Annotated in this window: 13 protein-coding genes and 1 tRNA gene; 11 read left to right on the forward strand and 3 right to left on the reverse strand. The window is 63.6% G+C overall.

All coding sequences use genetic code 11. The features are described from left to right. Positions 1-22: 22 nt before the first annotated feature. On the forward strand, positions 23-463 hold the full coding sequence (locus ABD687_RS16315; RefSeq protein ID WP_310289619.1) for a hypothetical protein: 441 nt from the start codon (positions 23-25) through the stop codon (positions 461-463). On the opposite strand, the gene ABD687_RS16320 is transcribed toward ABD687_RS16315, so the two are convergent. After that, on the reverse strand, positions 453-2,663 hold the full coding sequence (locus ABD687_RS16320; protein ID WP_310289617.1) for a prolyl oligopeptidase family serine peptidase: 2,211 nt from the start codon (positions 2,661-2,663) through the stop codon (positions 453-455). The genes ABD687_RS16315 and ABD687_RS16320 overlap by 11 nt on opposite strands. A gap of 144 nt (positions 2,664-2,807) precedes the next feature. Between ABD687_RS16320 and ABD687_RS16325 the strand changes: the two genes are divergently transcribed. Together ABD687_RS16325 and ABD687_RS16330 are read left to right on the forward strand one after the other, a co-directional pair. Next, complete coding sequence (locus ABD687_RS16325; protein WP_264271193.1) at positions 2,808-3,905, forward strand: type I restriction endonuclease; 1,098 nt, start codon at positions 2,808-2,810, stop codon at positions 3,903-3,905. 103 nt (positions 3,906-4,008) lie between these two features. After that, positions 4,009-6,042: an FAD/NAD(P)-binding protein gene (locus ABD687_RS16330; protein WP_264271194.1), complete on the forward strand. Its 2,034-nt coding sequence runs from the start codon at positions 4,009-4,011 to the stop codon at positions 6,040-6,042. Positions 6,043-6,096: 54 nt separating this feature from the next. Here the strand turns inward: ABD687_RS16330 and ABD687_RS16335 are convergent, their stop codons facing one another. Together ABD687_RS16335 and ABD687_RS16340 are read right to left on the reverse strand one after the other, a co-directional pair. Then, positions 6,097-6,882: a VOC family protein gene (locus tag ABD687_RS16335; RefSeq protein ID WP_310289612.1), complete on the reverse strand. Its 786-nt coding sequence runs from the start codon at positions 6,880-6,882 to the stop codon at positions 6,097-6,099. A gap of 163 nt (positions 6,883-7,045) precedes the next feature. Continuing rightward, a tRNA-Ser gene (locus tag ABD687_RS16340) sits at positions 7,046-7,133 on the reverse strand. Positions 7,134-7,331: 198 nt separating this feature from the next. On the opposite strand from ABD687_RS16340, the gene ABD687_RS16345 reads away from it, so the two are divergent. From ABD687_RS16345 to ABD687_RS16380, 8 genes are all read left to right on the forward strand, one after another. Further along, positions 7,332-8,309, forward strand: coding sequence for an NAD(P)H-quinone oxidoreductase (locus tag ABD687_RS16345; RefSeq protein ID WP_310293399.1), 978 nt, complete (start codon positions 7,332-7,334; stop codon positions 8,307-8,309). Between the two features lie 123 nt (positions 8,310-8,432). Continuing rightward, entirely contained in the window at positions 8,433-10,679 is a 2,247-nt protein-coding gene (locus ABD687_RS16350) for a carbon starvation CstA family protein (RefSeq protein WP_310289611.1), read from the forward strand. 2 nt (positions 10,680-10,681) lie between these two features. Continuing rightward, a complete protein-coding gene (locus ABD687_RS16355; protein ID WP_302263015.1) occupies positions 10,682-10,930 on the forward strand; it encodes a YbdD/YjiX family protein in 249 nt (82 codons plus the stop codon). 191 nt (positions 10,931-11,121) lie between these two features. Further along, positions 11,122-11,835 (forward strand): proteasome activator, encoded by a 714-nt coding sequence (locus ABD687_RS16360; RefSeq protein WP_302263014.1) that lies wholly within the window; start codon positions 11,122-11,124, stop codon positions 11,833-11,835. A gap of 91 nt (positions 11,836-11,926) precedes the next feature. Then, complete coding sequence (locus tag ABD687_RS16365; protein WP_264271198.1) at positions 11,927-12,379, forward strand: hypothetical protein; 453 nt, start codon at positions 11,927-11,929, stop codon at positions 12,377-12,379. 92 nt (positions 12,380-12,471) lie between these two features. Then, positions 12,472-13,317: an aldo/keto reductase gene (locus ABD687_RS16370; protein WP_302263013.1), complete on the forward strand. Its 846-nt coding sequence runs from the start codon at positions 12,472-12,474 to the stop codon at positions 13,315-13,317. Positions 13,318-13,413: 96 nt separating this feature from the next. Further along, entirely contained in the window at positions 13,414-14,319 is a 906-nt protein-coding gene (locus tag ABD687_RS16375; protein WP_310289606.1) for an IS982 family transposase, read from the forward strand. A 285-nt stretch (positions 14,320-14,604) separates the two neighbouring features. Further along, positions 14,605-15,027, forward strand: a complete 423-nt coding sequence (locus ABD687_RS16380; protein ID WP_302263012.1) for an Hsp20/alpha crystallin family protein — start codon at positions 14,605-14,607, stop codon at positions 15,025-15,027. Positions 15,028-15,097: the final 70 nt, after the last annotated feature.

The following is a 15,097-nucleotide window of genomic DNA, read 5'->3' on the forward strand; positions in this document are numbered from 1 at the left end:
CATGGCAGGTAGCGTTGGCCCCATGAAAGCCACCAGACTGGTCACCATTGCCGATCTCGACTACAACTCGTCCAACAAGGGACGTATTTCGGTGACGGCCCGGCTCGCTGTCGTTCTTGACACGGGACGTGACGTGCTTTTGTTGGATGATCGCGGTTGGTCCTCGACCGCGACGTGGTCGGAGGCGTCGGAAGAGGACATCAGGGAAACCGCATTGGTTGTGGTTGGACCGGATGAACCGTCTGGCGACCAGACTGAAGAAGATATGGCGGCGGACTATTGGGAGTACCTGGGCGAAATCCTTGAGCGGCAGGATCTGGACATTGATCCCGCCGAACTCCGGGAACTGCCTCACGAGGTCCGGCTGAGCCAACGCCTACTCAAGCGCATCGGCGCGGCAACCGGCACCGCGACACATGAGGACCAGGGTTTAACGATCCGGCAGTCTCGGCTCAACCCCTGACATGCCGCCAGAGGAACTCATAGCTGGTGGTTAGCATGATGGCCGAGGCCTTGTTGTCACTGGCCCCGGCATGGCCACCATCGAGAGACTCGTGGTAACGAACATTGCCCACACCCATGAGCATCATCTTCGCGGCCATCTTCCGGGCTTGCACCGGTCCGACCCGGTCGTCGCTGGTTGCGCTCCAGATCAGGGAGGCCGGGTACTCGATACCCTCGGGGAGGGCATCATCGAGTCGGTGGTAGGGGGAGAAGGTCTGCACGAAATCCCAGTCTCCGGGCACATCCGGATCCCCGTACTCGGCAATCCATGAATGTCCGGCCGCAAGACGGGTGTAGCGACGCATGTCCAATAGTGGAACGCCGCAGGAGATCGCCCCGAAAAGCTCCGGGTAGCCGGTGATCATGTTTCCCATGAGCAGTCCGCCGTTTGAGCGTCCGGTGGCGGCCAAGTGCTCGCGCGAGGTGACACCCCGGGCGATGAGATCGCGGGCTATGGCTGCGAAGTCCTCGTAGGCGCGGTGACGGTTCTCCCGCAAGGCGGCGCGATGCCAGCGCGGGCCGTACTCGCCGCCGCCGCGGATATTCGCCACCACATAGCTGCCGCGCCTGCCCTCTTTCGTGCGGCGGGTCAGCCAGCCAGGGCCCAGGGCACCCAGGTAGCCCGGGGTCAGGCTGGTCTGGAACCCGCCGTAGCCATTCATCAGCACCGGGTTCCCTCCATCGAGCGGCAGCCCGCGCGGGGACACCTGGAAATATGGGACCCGGGTTCCGTCATCGGAAATTGCGAAGTGCTGGGAGACCTCGAAGTCACCGGCCTCGAATCGGGCAGGAGCGCTTTTGACGACCTGTGGAACAGCCGGGCCCTCGGTGTCGGGGTTGAGGCTGACGGTTCCGCGGGCCAGCGTGGTGGGCGTGAGGAATCCGGTGAGCGTCAGCCAGAAGTCATCATCGCATACTGGGTCTTCGTCGTCGACGGCCGAAATGCTGAAGCTGTGCAGCGGGGAGCCGATGTCCAAGGGATGCAGCGCGAAGTCGTTTGCCGGATCGCAGACGAGGATCTGTGAGGAGACGTCCTGCAGGACGTTGAGGAGAATGTGGTTTGCCGTGAAATCGATGGACTGCAGGGACGTGGATGGAGTGGGAACAAAGATTTCACGCAATGTGGCCGCACCGCTCATGAAATCCCCAAGATCGGCCAACACGAGCGATCCCGGAATGTACGTGGTTCCGTCGCGGGTCCAGGCGGTCTGCGGGGAGAACAACACCCATCCACGGTGCAGCGAGACGCCCACATCGGTGGGGACGTCCAAGTGCACCCATTGGTCTTCTTGGCGCACGAACGTCTTGGAATTGTAGAAGTCGATGACGTCGTGGGCGACGTCGCGTTCGAAGCCCGGCGTCGAATCGTGGGAGACATAGGCCAGGACGTGTGACTGGTCAATGGCGAAGATTTCCTCTCCATCGTCCAGGTCCTGTCCGCGGACCAGCCGACGCACGGTGCGGGCGTAGGAGGAGAGGGTGAGTGATCCCTCGCCGACATCGGTGGCCACGTACAACGTGTCGGCATCCGCCCAAGACACGTTGGTCTTGGCGACGGGCAAGTCGAAGCCGCCCGGGACAAAGGCGCGGGAGGGCAGGTCGAATTCCCGCACTCGCACTTGGTCGCCTCCGTCGGGGGAAAGCTTGATCAGGGCCCGAGCGTACTCTTCACCCGGTGCCGGGCGCAGCATCTGCGCCCCGGAGAAGACCCAGTCGATACCTTCGGCTTCTGCCAAGGCATCCACGTCGAGCAGTAGTTCCCACTGCGGATCGTCTTGCCGATAGGACTCCCAGCTGCTGCGACGCCACAAACCCTTGGGATGCCCGGAATCTCGCCAGAAATTGTAGTAGTGCTGCCCGCGCTTGGTGACCATCGGGATCCTGTCGGAAGCATCCAGGATCTTGAGGATTTCTTCCTGGGTGGCGGCGAAATCCTCGTCGAAGAGCTCCGCTTCGGTGCGGGCGTTCTGTCCGAGTACCCAGTCCATGGCGCGCTCTGAATCCAGCTCTTCCAGCCACAGAAGCGGATCTGTGGGGGTGTCAGTGACAGGCCGGGGCACATCTGTTCGAGCAATCGGATCGATTGCTTGGGTCGTGGAAGTATTAGTCGGTTCGGTGAGAGTTGTCGGCGCGGGCGTATCCAGGGGAGGGGTGCTCATATGGACAGTCTAAGGATGCGGTTGGATGTGTGCTTCGGGTTCGTAACCGATTCGTTACTCAATTGCTGATGAGAATCACTTTTTTGTTCGGGTTAGTGGGTAGGTTGGGCACTGGGTCTTAGTTTCGTTGAATAGGGGAAATCAATGCAATTTGGAGAACGGTTAGCAGCGCTGGCAGCAAAGATTCAGCAACAACGCACGATCATCGAAACCGAAGAAGCGACGAAGAACGCATTCATCATGCCGTTCATTTCGACGATCCTTGGTTATGACGTTTTCAATCCGCTGGAAGTTGTCCCCGAATTCACCGCCGACATCGGGATCAAAAAGGGCGAAAAGATCGATTACGCAATCATGCTCGATGGCGAGGTGCAGATCCTGATTGAGTGCAAGCGATCGGTCGGTGGCCTGAAGTATGAGCATGCGTCTCAGCTTTACCGATACTTCGCAGCAACCACCGCACGGATCGCGATCTTGACCAATGGCGAGGTTTACCAGTTCTATACCGATCTTGATGCACCGAACAAGATGGATGCGAAGCCATTCTTGATCCTCGATATGAATGACATCGACGAAACGTTGATCCCCGAACTGCGCAAGCTCTCCCGCGACGCTTTTGACCTTGAATCCATCGTCAGCGCAGCCGAAGAATTACGTTATGTCGGGGAAATCAAACGTGCCATCGCTGCGAACTTCCAAGAGCCAACGGCCGAGTGGGTCAAATTCCTCTCTGCGGGCGTCTACGGGGGCCAGTTTACGCAACGGGTTCGCGAGCAGTTCACGGGCCTCGTTGCCAAGGCCACGAAACAGTACCTTGCGGATCAGGTGAATGATCGGCTCAAGGCAGCACTCGGGGAGCCGAACATCCCCATGGTCACCGCGGCGGCGGCAGCGGCCAGCGTAACCAGCCAACCCGTGGCCGAGGCAGACCTCGAGCAAGACGATGGAGTCGACACGACCCTGGAAGAGATTGAAGGCTTCCACATTGTTCGAGCCATTGTTTGCAAAACCGTCAAGGTCAACCGCATTGCGCATCGAGATGCGAAGTCCTATTTTGCGGTTCTCCTCGACGACAACAATCGCAAGCCCATCGCCAGATTGCATTTCAACAGATCGCAGAAGTACCTAGGTCTGTTTGGGGAGGACAAGGCTGAGACGCGCATCCCCATTGAGAGCCTGGACGAAATCTACATGCATGCAGATGCCCTGCGTGCCACCGTCGAAAGCTATGAAGCGGCCTAAGTAATCCTGCCAGCGGTGCGGACCCTCGCTTCGCTTGGGCGCGGTCTTCAAATGCTGCGCCCAAGCGAAGCGATGGACCGCAACAGCAGACTAGGCTGAATCCGTGAGTGAGAAGAAAAATTTCGGTCGGGAACCGTACGTCATAGCCATTGTGGGTGCAGGGCCCAGGGGAACCTCGGTCCTCGAACGCCTGGCTGCCGAGTTGCGGCGCACCCAGAGCCACTCACGCAAGATCACTGTGGTCGTCTATGACGTCCATGACCCGGGTGCCGGTCATGTCTGGTCCACGGCCCAGTCCCGTCTCTTCTTGATGAACACCCCGGCAGGGTTCCCCACGGTGGCCCCCGTCCGCACGCACCCGGACGAGCCGGGGCTGAGCTTTGACCAGTGGCGTGCCGCCGGCGGCGACGGGGCGGCGCTCAGCAGCGTGGAAAGAACGGAACTGGAGCAGATGGAACGAGGCTCCTACCCTCCGCGGGCCCTCTACGGCCGCTACCTGCGTCATGTTTTTGACGGATCGGTTGCAGCGCTTCGTTCCCATGAGGCGGTTTCCGAGGTGCGCTTCGAGCGTGCAGAGGTCACCGCGCTGCACCGCGGGGAGGCCGACTACTTGCTTCAGGCCCACCCCGTCGATGGCACCCGCCCCCACCCGCGGCGGTCGGGACCGGAGTTCGAACTGCGCGCCGACGCGGTGGTCTTGGCCCTGGGACATGTTTCGGCACGACTGAACCCGTCACAGGGAGCCATGGCCCAGGCCGCCGATGATGCCGGCCTGCTCTACCAGGGCCCGAACGTGCCCGGGGACGTTGCCTGGGACAAGGTGCCGGGCGGGGAGACGGTATTGGTACGGGGCCTGGGACTGAACTTCTTTGACGTGATGGTTGCCTTGACGGTGGGACGCGGGGGTCAATTCAACGAAATCAACGGAGGGCCCGGCCGGGCCCTGGAGTATTGGCCCACGGGCCGCGAGCCGCGCATTGTGGCAGCCTCCCGCCGCGGGACGCCGTACCGCGCGAAATCCTGCATCGAGGATTTCATCCCGGACTCGGTCCGGCTGCGCTACCTGGATAGCGAGGTGCTCGTCCAAAGGGTCGCCGAGGCCCGGATGCTCAACCCGGAGGCAACGGTGCGCTTCGACGCCCACGTGTGGCCGTTGCTGCACCGCGATGTCCTGCTGGCGTACTACCGCACGGCGGCCCGGCGCCACCCCTCCCGCTTCGAGGTGGACCCGGACGAGTTCGTTGACATGCTCACCGATGCCCTCGATGCCGAGCACCAGGCGGGGTCCCAGGTATGGCTGCAGGAAGCCCGACGACTCGTGGGGGAACTGGCTCCGGCCATGGGGTTCCTGGATGTTCCGGGGCTGGGGCATCCCTTTGCGGAACAGGGATTCCCTTCCCTGAAGGCATACCAAAAAGCGGTCATGGAATACCTGGAGTACGATGCCATTTCCTCGGTGGAGGGTGAGAAGGACCCACTGAAGATGGCCATCGCCACGTTGAACGCCGGGCGCATGATCGTCAAGGACCTGCTCGCCGAGGGCCTGATTTCCGACGAGTCGCGGCTGGCCGAGGTACAGGGTTGGTTCGAGCCCCTGGTGGAGGGGTTGGCTTCCGGTCCGCCCCTGCAGCGCATCGAGGAACTGGCAGCGCTGGCGCGCGCCAAGGTCGTGGAATTCATCGGCCCCGACCCGGAATTCGAGATCGATGTGCCCACCGGGATGTTCACCGCGTCCTCGCCCTGGGTCGATGCCCCGGCATACACGGCACGGACGCTCATCGAGGCGATGATGCCGGCCAACCGCGTGCTGCAAACAGATTCACCGCTGCTGCGGCAACTGCTTGACGACGGGTTGGCGGCTGCCTTCACCATGCGCAACGACCAGGGCGAACCGATCCCGGGACAGGGGCTTGACGTCGTCGGCGAGCCTTACCGGATGGTCGATGCCCGGGGGTTGGCGCACCGGGCGATCTTCGTGCTCGGACTGCAGCTGTCCTCGGCCCAGTGGGGCACAGCGATTGCCGCCCAGGCTGGGGCGCCGCTTGACGGTGCGGCACGGACGCTCGGCGACGCCCAGGATATTGCCCACGAGGTACTGCGGATGAGCCAGGTCAAGGACCTGGTCCAGCCGCTTTAACGGCACGGGGGAAGGTGCGGGCGCCGGCATCCGCACCTTCCCCCGTGCCCGAACCTACTGGGTCTGCTTCACACCCACCAGCTTCAGCGAACCACCGCAGCAATCGGTGATCGCGGCAACCCGGCCAAACTCCGAATCCTCCGGGCCCTCGGTCACTGCACCGCCGTTGGCCACCGCCGTCGCGCAGGCCGCATCCACGTCGTCCACGCCCCAATAGGTCACCCAGAATCCGGGGACCTCGGCCGGGAGGAAGCCTGCGGCGTCCATCAGCCCGGCCCGGGCATCGTCGCCCTGCCCATAGGTGGTGTACCTGAATTCAGGGGCATCGGACATGACGTGCATGTCCCAGCCAAAGGCCCTGGAGTAGAACCCCACCGCCGCGGGGTACGCCTTGGAATACAGCTCGTGCCAAGCCGGGGACCCGTGCTCGGAATCGACGCCGAACCCCTGGTGCTCCTGCGGCTGCCAGACGCCGAATGCGGCACCGCCGGCATCAAGGAAGATGCCCATGTGCCCGTATGGCGCCACGTGCATCGGCGGCATCAGGACCTGGCCGCCTGAGTCTTGAACGCCGGCCTCGGTGGCGGTGATGTCATCGCTCTTCAAATACAGCGACCAGATGTTCGGAATGCCGCCGAACTCGGGCTGGTAGGGGGAGAGCCCGGCCACGAGGCGCCCGTTCCTCGTGGCACTGAGGTACCCGCCGTACTCCTCGGAACTCGGTTCCTCGAACTCCCAGCCAAAGAGGGCGGCATAGAACTTCTTGCTGGCTTCGATGTCGGTGCTCATGATGTCGGTCCAGACCGGGTTTCCGGCGGGGGTGCTGTTGCGCAGGGTCATCTTCGAACGCTTCCAATCCTGGTTGCCGTTGGTTCGGGATCCGGGAATCGTGCTTGCCCGGATGATTCGAATCCTACGTGCGAACACTGGACTTGGACATGGCCTCATGGTTAACGGAAGGAGGCGGTTCCCGTGGGTACGGGAACCGCCTCCTTGAATTGCGCGGATGGTAAGAGATTTGAACTCTTGGTACGGGGTTACCGCACACTGGTTTTCAAGACCAGCTCCTTAGGCCGCTCGGACAACCATCCAGACCCAAAAAGTATACGCCAGCCCGCGGGTGCCTTCGAACCGCCACGCCCCGCCGGTCACAAACGGGAGCCGGAATTTCCCGGCGGTTAGAGTGGCCCCAAGAAGGCAAAACGCGGATGCCGGGACCTAAGAAGCATGGGCCGCCGGGCAAAACCCGCGATCGAAGCAAAGGAAAACGGGAGAAGACCATGACCACGATGCAGGCCATTGAATACCGCGGTGCAGGCGGTCCCGAAGTGCTGGTCGAGACCGAGCGCCCCATGCCGGTCCCCGGGCCCGGGGAAGTGTTGGTCAAGGTGGCGGCCTTCGGGCTCAACCGTGCCGATGTGCAACAGCGCCGGGGTGTCTACCCGCCGCCTCCCGGTGCCAGCGACATCCCCGGACTCGAGGTGTCGGGCACCATCGAGGCGCTGGGGGAGGGTGTCGTCTCGGCCGCCATTGGCCAGCGGGTGTGCGCGCTCCTGGCCGGGGGCGGATATGCCCAATACGTGACGGTGCCCGCCGGGCTTGTCATCGAGATCCCGCAGGACGTGGACCTGGTCGACGCCGCGGGCTTCATGGAGGTCGCCGGGACCGTGGTGTCGAACCTCTTCCTGGAGGCCGGGCTCACCGCGGGCAGCACCGTGCTGTTGCACGGCGGGGCCGGCGGGATCGGTTCCATGGCCATTCAGCTGGCGGCCGCTGCAGGGGCCCAGGTCCTGGTGACGGCCTCGAGCGAGGAAAAGATCGCCCATTGCCTTGCGCTCGGCGCCTACGCGGGCATCAACTACCGCGAGGAGGACTTCGCGGCACGCACCCTGGAGCTGACCGACGGCGCAGGGGTGGACGTGATCCTGGACGTCGTGGGCGCCAAATACCTCGCGCAAAACGTCCGCATCCTGGCCACCGGCGGGACTTTGGTGGTCATCGGCCTTCAGGGCGGGGCCAAGGCGGAACTGGATCTCCGGGCACTGATGACCAAGCGCGCCAGGGTCATGGGCACCACGCTGCGTGCCCGTCCGCTGGACCAGAAGGAGGAAATCGTCGCCGCAGTGAGGAAACACGCGCTGCCGATGCTGGCCCAGGGCACGCTGGATCTGTCGATCGACCGACGTTTCCCCTTCACGGAAGCCCGTTTGGCGCATGAATACTTCGATTCGGGGAACCACACGGGGAAAATCATCGTAAAGTTCTGAAACTGTTTTTCCCACGGGCTACGGTGTATCTCAGAGGGCGGTGTCGTGGACCACTAAGGTCCGGGGCGCGCGCCCAAAGGATCACTCGCATCGTCCGATCCATCCGTCACGTGAGAGGAAAACATGAGCACGTCCCAACCTTCAGCTCCAGGGCTTCCCCCGGCAGGTGTAGACCCGCAAGTTGCGGAGGCCGAGGAACGTAAATGGACGCCGGCCAAGATCGCCCTGTGGGTGGCGATTTCGCTGCTCGGTGGCGTCGCCTGGGCGATCCTGGCGTTCTCCCGCGGGGAGACCATCAACGCCATCTGGTTCGTCTTCGCGGCGGTGTGCACGTATTTGGTGGCCTACCGTTTCTACTCCAAGTACATTGAGCGCAAGATCGCCAAGCCCAATGACTTCCGGGCGACCCCTGCCGAGTACAAAAACAACGGCAAGGACTTCATGCCGACCGACCGCCGTGTGCTCTTCGGGCACCACTTTGCGGCGATCGCCGGAGCCGGGCCGTTGGTCGGCCCGATCCTTGCCGCGCAGATGGGCTACCTTCCGGGCACCATCTGGATCATCATCGGCGTGGTGTTGGCCGGCGCGGTCCAGGACTACCTGGTCATGTTCTTCTCCATGCGCCGCGGCGGACGTTCGCTGGGGCAGATGGCCCGCGAGGAGCTTGGCGTCATCGGCGGCACAGCCGCACTGATTGCGACCTTGGCCATCATGGTCATCATCGTCGCCATCCTGGCACTGGTGGTTGTCAACGCGCTGGGCGAATCGGCCTGGGGCGTCTATTCGGTCGGCCTGACCATCCCGATCGCCCTGTTCATGGGCGTGTACCTGCGCTTCATCCGCCCCGGCAAGGTCATGGAAATTTCGCTGATCGGCTTTGCGCTGCTGATGTTTGCGATCATTTCCGGTCGCTGGGTTGCCGAATCCGCGTGGGGTGCCGAGCTCTTCCACCTGGACCGCACCACGCTGGCCTGGTTCATCATCGTGTACGGCTTCATTGCCGCAGTGCTTCCGGTGTGGCTGCTGCTGGCCCCGCGCGACTACCTCTCCACGTTCATGAAGATCGGTGTCATCGGCCTGCTGGCAGTTGCCATCATCGTGGTCCGCCCGGAGATCACTGTTCCGGCGATCTCCGAGTTCGCGGGCTCCGACAAGGGCCCGGTGGTTGCCGGGCATCTCTTCCCGTTCCTCTTCGTCACCATTGCCTGTGGTGCCCTCTCCGGGTTCCACGCGCTGATCTCCTCGGGAACCACCCCGAAGATGGTTGAAAAGGAACGCCAGACCCGCTTCCTGGGCTATGGCGGCATGCTCATGGAATCCTTCGTGGCCATCATGGCTCTTGTCGCGGCGATCTCCATCGACCGCGGCATCTACTTCGCGATGAACTCCTCGGCTGCGGCCACCGGCGGCACCGTTGAGGGCGCCGTGGCGTTCGTGAACTCGCTGGGCCTGACCGGCGTGAACCTGACCCCGAGCATGCTCACCGACCTGGCGGCGGGCGTGGGCGAGGAATCCGTGGTCTCGCGCACCGGCGGCGCCCCGACCCTGGCCGTGGGCATCGCCCACATCATGAACCAATGGTTCGGCGGGCCTGCGATGATGGCCTTCTGGTACCACTTCGCCATCATGTTCGAGGCCTTGTTCATCCTCACCGCCGTTGATGCCGGAACCCGCGTGGCCCGCTTCATGCTGCAGGACACCATCGGCAACTTCATCCCGAAGTTCAAGGACACCTCCTGGCGTCCCGGTGCCTGGGCATGTACGGCGATCATGGTCGCCGGCTGGGGATACATCTTGATCCTCGGGGTCACCGACCCACTGGGCGGCATCAATACCTTCTTCCCGCTCTTCGGCATCTCCAACCAGTTGCTGGCGGCCATCGCACTGGCCGTGGTCATGACCATCGTGGCCAAGCGTGGGAACTTCAAGTACCTGTGGATCGTGGTGCTGCCGCTGGCATTCGCCACCGTCGTCACGGTGTACGCGTCGTTCCTGAAGATCTTCTCCCCGGTCCCGGCCGTGGGCTACTTCGCCCAGCACAATGCCTTCAAGGGCGCACTCGAACGCGGGGAAACCACATTCGGCACCGCCAAGAACGTCGAGGCCATGGAGGCAGTGGTGCGCAACACCGGCGTCCAGGGCTGGCTTTCGGTGATCTTCCTGGTGCTTTCGGTGATCGTGATCGTCACGGCCATCATCGCCACCATCCGCGCCTACCCCAACGGCGGGGGAACCGACACCGAGGATCCGGAGGTCCCTTCAAGGATCTACGCCCCGAGCGGACTGGTTTCCTCCCCGGCGGAGAAGGAGCTGGAGCAGGCCTGGAAGCAGGTTCCTCCGGAGCAACAGATGGCACGCGGGGGTCACTGACCATGGCTGGCACAGGCGGAACCCCACCGGTCGGCGGCACCTCGGTGCTGGCGCGCGGACTATCCGCAACGGGCAAGATCGCCCGGGGGATCGTGCGCTACCTCGAGGGGGTGCTGGGGGCGGACAAATACCGGGTGTACCTCGAGCACCAGGCCCGCACGCACCCGGGCGTCGCTCCCATGGGCGAACGGGAATTCTGGCGCGACTACTCCGACTGGCAGGAGAAGAACCCGCAGGGTCGGTGCTGCTGACCAGCTTTCCGCGCATCAGTGCGTCAGCGCCGCGGGGCCGGAGGACACGTTGTCCGCCGGCCCCGCGTCCGTTGGCCCGCCTGTGCGCGGTGCCGACAGGGATCGCCCTTGCGGGCCGTGCCTGCGGCCAGCTTCGAACCAACAAGGAAATCTCCCTGCCGGACCGGGGATTCACATGGCAAGATGGAGCCATGAGCGAGCACAGTGAACAGATCCCCGATCCCAACGCTGCGTCCAACACCCTGACGCCCGATGAGGTGAACGGCCCATTCCAGGCTGCGGCCGAGGCCGGCACCCGCCCCGGAACCATGCCAATGGGTCCTGCAGCACCCGGTCCCGGCAACGCCCCGGGCGCCAAGGAAGGCCACGCGCCGGGCAAGGACAGTGCGCACGTGATGAGCATCGGGGAACCGGCCAAGCTCATGCGCATTGGCGGGATGATCAAGCAGCTGCTCGAAGAGGTCCGCTCGGCGCCACTGGACGAGGAAGCCCGCGCCCGCATGGCCGACATCCACGAACGCTCCGTCCACGAGCTGGAGACCGGGCTGTCCCCGGAACTTGCCCAGGAACTCCATCGCATCCGGCTGCCCTTCGCCGACGGCGAGACACCCTCGGAGGCCGAGCTTCGCGTGGCCCAGGCCCAGCTGGTGGGCTGGCTCGAAGGCGTCTTCCACGGACTGCAGGCGGCCATGGCCGCCCAGCAGATGGCCAACCAACAACTCGCCCAGCGCATGGCCATGCGCCAGCTTCCCCCGGGCACGCAAGTGGCCCCAGGAATCATCATCAACGAGCAGGGCGAGCCCGAACGCATGACCCAAGGAGATCCCGGCGCGGCACCGGGACCGCAGGGTCCTGCGCCGGGCACGGGAACCGATGGCGACGGCGGGTTTGGGCAATACCTCTAGAATTGAAAGTGGCAACACGGGTAACGACTTGTTCCTCGGGCGACCAGAACCACCGGGGGACATCATGGCGACAACAAAGGCAAACACGTAGATGGGGCTGTTCTCCTCGGTACGCGGCGCACGCCGCGACAACAAGGAACTCGGCGACGGGGTCTGGCGCCGGGCCTATGACAGGTTCGGGCGCTCCCTGGATCGGGTGCACCAGGTCCTCGAGGGCATCGAGGACGACGACCTCCACAATGCCCTGATCCTGATCGCCAACCACCTGGCCGAGCTCCAGGGTCGGGTGCGCTTGGTGTGCGTCGCCGCCCAAGCCAAGGCCCCGAGCACCGGCGAAGCCGTCCCGCACGAGCTCTACGCCGTGCACCGCCTGCTTTCCAAGGCCGCGAACGACCTGGCGACCACCGCGCAAGTGGCGGCCATGGCACGTCTCGACGGGGAGCGCTGGGGCTATGCGTCGGCGGGCCTGGAGAACGTTGCCATGCGCGCGGATCTGGTGGCCGACGGCATCAGTGCGGCAGAGGCCGAAATGGCCAAGCACTAGCGTTCCGGGCTGCGGGGATTTCGGTTTCGCCCAGCGCTGATCAATGCCGGGTCCGGCAATTCCGGTCAATGCACGGTGGCAGGATGGGAAACATGACGAACCTTGTATCCCCTGAGCTCACATTCCACGACGGCAACACCATTCCCCAGCTTGGCTACGGGGTGTGGAAGGTCGAGGACGACGTCGCGACGAACGTGGTCGTCCAAGCTTTCGCCGCCGGATACCGCCACATCGACACGGCCCGCATCTACGGCAACGAGGAGGGTGTTGGCCGCGCCATTGCCGCCACCGACGTGCCCCGTGAGGACATGTTCATCACCACCAAGGTCTGGAACGCCGACCAGGGCTACGACTCGACCCTGGCCGCCTTCGACGCATCCATGGAACGCCTGGGCCTGGAGTATCTTGACCTTTACCTGATCCACTGGCTGCAGCCCAAGCAGGGAAAATACGTGGACACCTGGCGTGCGCTCATTGACTTGCAGAAGTCGGGTCGCGTGAAGTCCATCGGCGTCTGCAACTTCACCATCGAGGCGCTCGCCGAGCTGGAGGAAGCCACCGGAGTGCTGCCGGTCATCAACCAGGTCGAAACCCACCCGTACTTCCCGCAGACCGAACTGCGCGAGTTCGAGGCTTCCAAGGGCATCCTGCACCAGTCGTGGTCGCCCCTGGGCCAGGGCAGCGAACTGCTTAACGACCCGGCACTGGTGGCCATCGCAGAGAAGCACAACGCGTCCGTCGCCCAGGTCGTCATTGCCTGGCACCTGGCCCTGGGCAATGTGGTCATCCCGAAGTCGGTGACCCCCTCGCGGATCGTGGAGAACCACTCGGGGCTGGGCGTGGAGCTGGACGCCGATGACCTCGCCGCGATCAACGCCCTGGACAAGGGCGCCGAGGGCCGCATCGCAGCCGATCCGGCCGTCAGCGACTTCGCCTAGATGAGTCAGTCCTAATTGACGCTTGGAACGAGACAGGGTCCGGGAACTTGTTCCCGGACCCTGTTAATCGCTGGCGGAGAGTGCTAAGTCTCGTATGTGAACCCAAAACTGAACACTCTCCTGACCACACTCTACGTCTTACTTACCGATCGTGTCCTGCCGGATTTGGGATATGACCGGACGAGCAAACCCGGCCGCAAGGCCATCTTGAGCGATGCCGAGCTGCTGTGCCTGGTCGTGGCCCAGCACCTGCTGCACGGGCACTCCTCCGAATCGCGATGGGTCCGCTATGCGCGCACCCACCTGAGCGGGCTATTCCCCGGAATCCCGCAGCAATCGGGATACAACAAGCGCGTGCGCGCCGCCGGAACACTGATCAGTGCAGTGATCACCGCACTGGCCAAAGACACCGAATCCTGGCACGAGATCCTCCGCCTGCTGGATTCGACCCCCGTCCCGTGCGGCACCAGCCGCGAAACAGTCAAGCGCTCGGACCTGGCCGGGCACGCCGGCTACGGATACTGCGCCTCGCATTCGCGCTACTTCTGGGGCTTTCGCCTGTACCTGGTCAGCACCCCCGAGGGCATGCCGGTGATCTGGGGACTGGCCAACCCGAAACTCGGGGAACGCGAGGTCACCGAGGCCCTGCTGCGCCACGACCACCATCTGGTCCGCGACGGGCAGGTCATCCTTGCCGACAAGGGTTTCGCCGGAAGGGACTTTGAGCGGTTCATCGCCGAGGACCTCGGCGCCAACCTGGTGCGGCCGGACCGCAAGGACGAAAAGCCCAGGTTCGGGAAGTTCGGCGGCATCCGCCAGTGGATCGAGTCCGTCTTCGACAGCCTCAAGGGCCAGCTCGGGCTCGAACACCACGGCGCCAGAACCCTCGAAGGTCTCTACGCACGCGTCGCGTCAAAGCTCCTGGCCCTCGCGGCAGGAATCTGGCACAACTGGAAAACCAACGCACCCCGCAAACGCTCCCTAACCGCCTACGACCACTGAAATGATTAGGACTTAATCATCTAGTCGACAAAAAGGCTCCCGGCAACGGAACAGCGTCAAGACAAGTGTGTGTGGGGACCCGTCAGCGGGTCCCCACACACGTTTAAGACGGGGGCTGCTCCCCGGCCGTTCGAGCTGCGGCGCCCTGCGGGTCCGGGGCAAAAAGCGCCAATTTCCCAAACGATTTCTTGTTGCGCGGGCGATGGAGTGATGCTAAAAAATTAATACCCGCAGCCACACGGGGCAGCGGGATCGGCAAACGACAAAGCTGTGAAGGAGAGAACAATGTTGATGCGCCCAGATCCGTTCCGTGAACTCGACAAGCTCGCCCAACAGGTTTGGGGGACGACGGTCAGGCCGGCGGCCATGAGCATGGATGCCTGGCGTGAAGGTGACAAGTTCCGGATCGAGTTTGACCTTCCGGGGGTAAACCCCGATTCGATCGACCTGGATGTCGAAAACAACGTCGTGACAGTCAAGGCCGAACGAGGTGCGCTGGGAGACGAGGTCGAAATCCTTGCCGCCGAACGCCCGCGGGGAGTGTTCAGCCGCCAGCTGGTCCTGGGGGAGAACCTCGATACGGAGAACATCGACGCCAGCTACGACGCGGGTGTGCTGACCCTGGAGATTCAGGTCGCCGAACAGGCGAAGCCACGCAAGATCGCCATTACCAGCAAGGAATCCGACCGCCAGTCCATCGACGCCTGAGGTCCCGGAGATGGTTCACCCGACGGGGACGGCCCGCCCCCGACATCAGTAACTGCGGGTGCTGGCCAAA

The sequence above is a fragment of the Paeniglutamicibacter sulfureus genome, from assembly GCF_039535115.1.
Lineage (GTDB): Bacteria > Actinomycetota > Actinomycetes > Actinomycetales > Micrococcaceae > Paeniglutamicibacter > Paeniglutamicibacter sulfureus.

Excerpts from the sequence above, each read along its gene's own strand:
- ABD687_RS16380 (WP_302263012.1), top strand. The coding sequence starts at position 14,605 with ATGTTGATGCGCCCAGATCCGTTCCGTGAACTCGACAAGCTCGCCCAA.
- ABD687_RS16315 (WP_310289619.1), top strand. The coding sequence starts at position 23 with ATGAAAGCCACCAGACTGGTCACCATTGCCGATCTCGACTACAACTCG.
- ABD687_RS16355 (WP_302263015.1), top strand. The coding sequence starts at position 10,682 with ATGGCTGGCACAGGCGGAACCCCACCGGTCGGCGGCACCTCGGTGCTG.
- ABD687_RS16345 (WP_310293399.1), top strand. The coding sequence starts at position 7,332 with ATGCAGGCCATTGAATACCGCGGTGCAGGCGGTCCCGAAGTGCTGGTC.
- ABD687_RS16335 (WP_310289612.1), bottom strand. The coding sequence starts at position 6,882 with ATGACCCTGCGCAACAGCACCCCCGCCGGAAACCCGGTCTGGACCGAC.
- ABD687_RS16325 (WP_264271193.1), top strand. The coding sequence starts at position 2,808 with ATGCAATTTGGAGAACGGTTAGCAGCGCTGGCAGCAAAGATTCAGCAA.
- ABD687_RS16365 (WP_264271198.1), top strand. The coding sequence starts at position 11,927 with ATGGGGCTGTTCTCCTCGGTACGCGGCGCACGCCGCGACAACAAGGAA.
- ABD687_RS16320 (WP_310289617.1), bottom strand. The coding sequence starts at position 2,663 with ATGAGCACCCCTCCCCTGGATACGCCCGCGCCGACAACTCTCACCGAA.
- ABD687_RS16360 (WP_302263014.1), top strand. The coding sequence starts at position 11,122 with ATGAGCGAGCACAGTGAACAGATCCCCGATCCCAACGCTGCGTCCAAC.
- ABD687_RS16350 (WP_310289611.1), top strand. The coding sequence starts at position 8,433 with ATGAGCACGTCCCAACCTTCAGCTCCAGGGCTTCCCCCGGCAGGTGTA.
- ABD687_RS16370 (WP_302263013.1), top strand. The coding sequence starts at position 12,472 with ATGACGAACCTTGTATCCCCTGAGCTCACATTCCACGACGGCAACACC.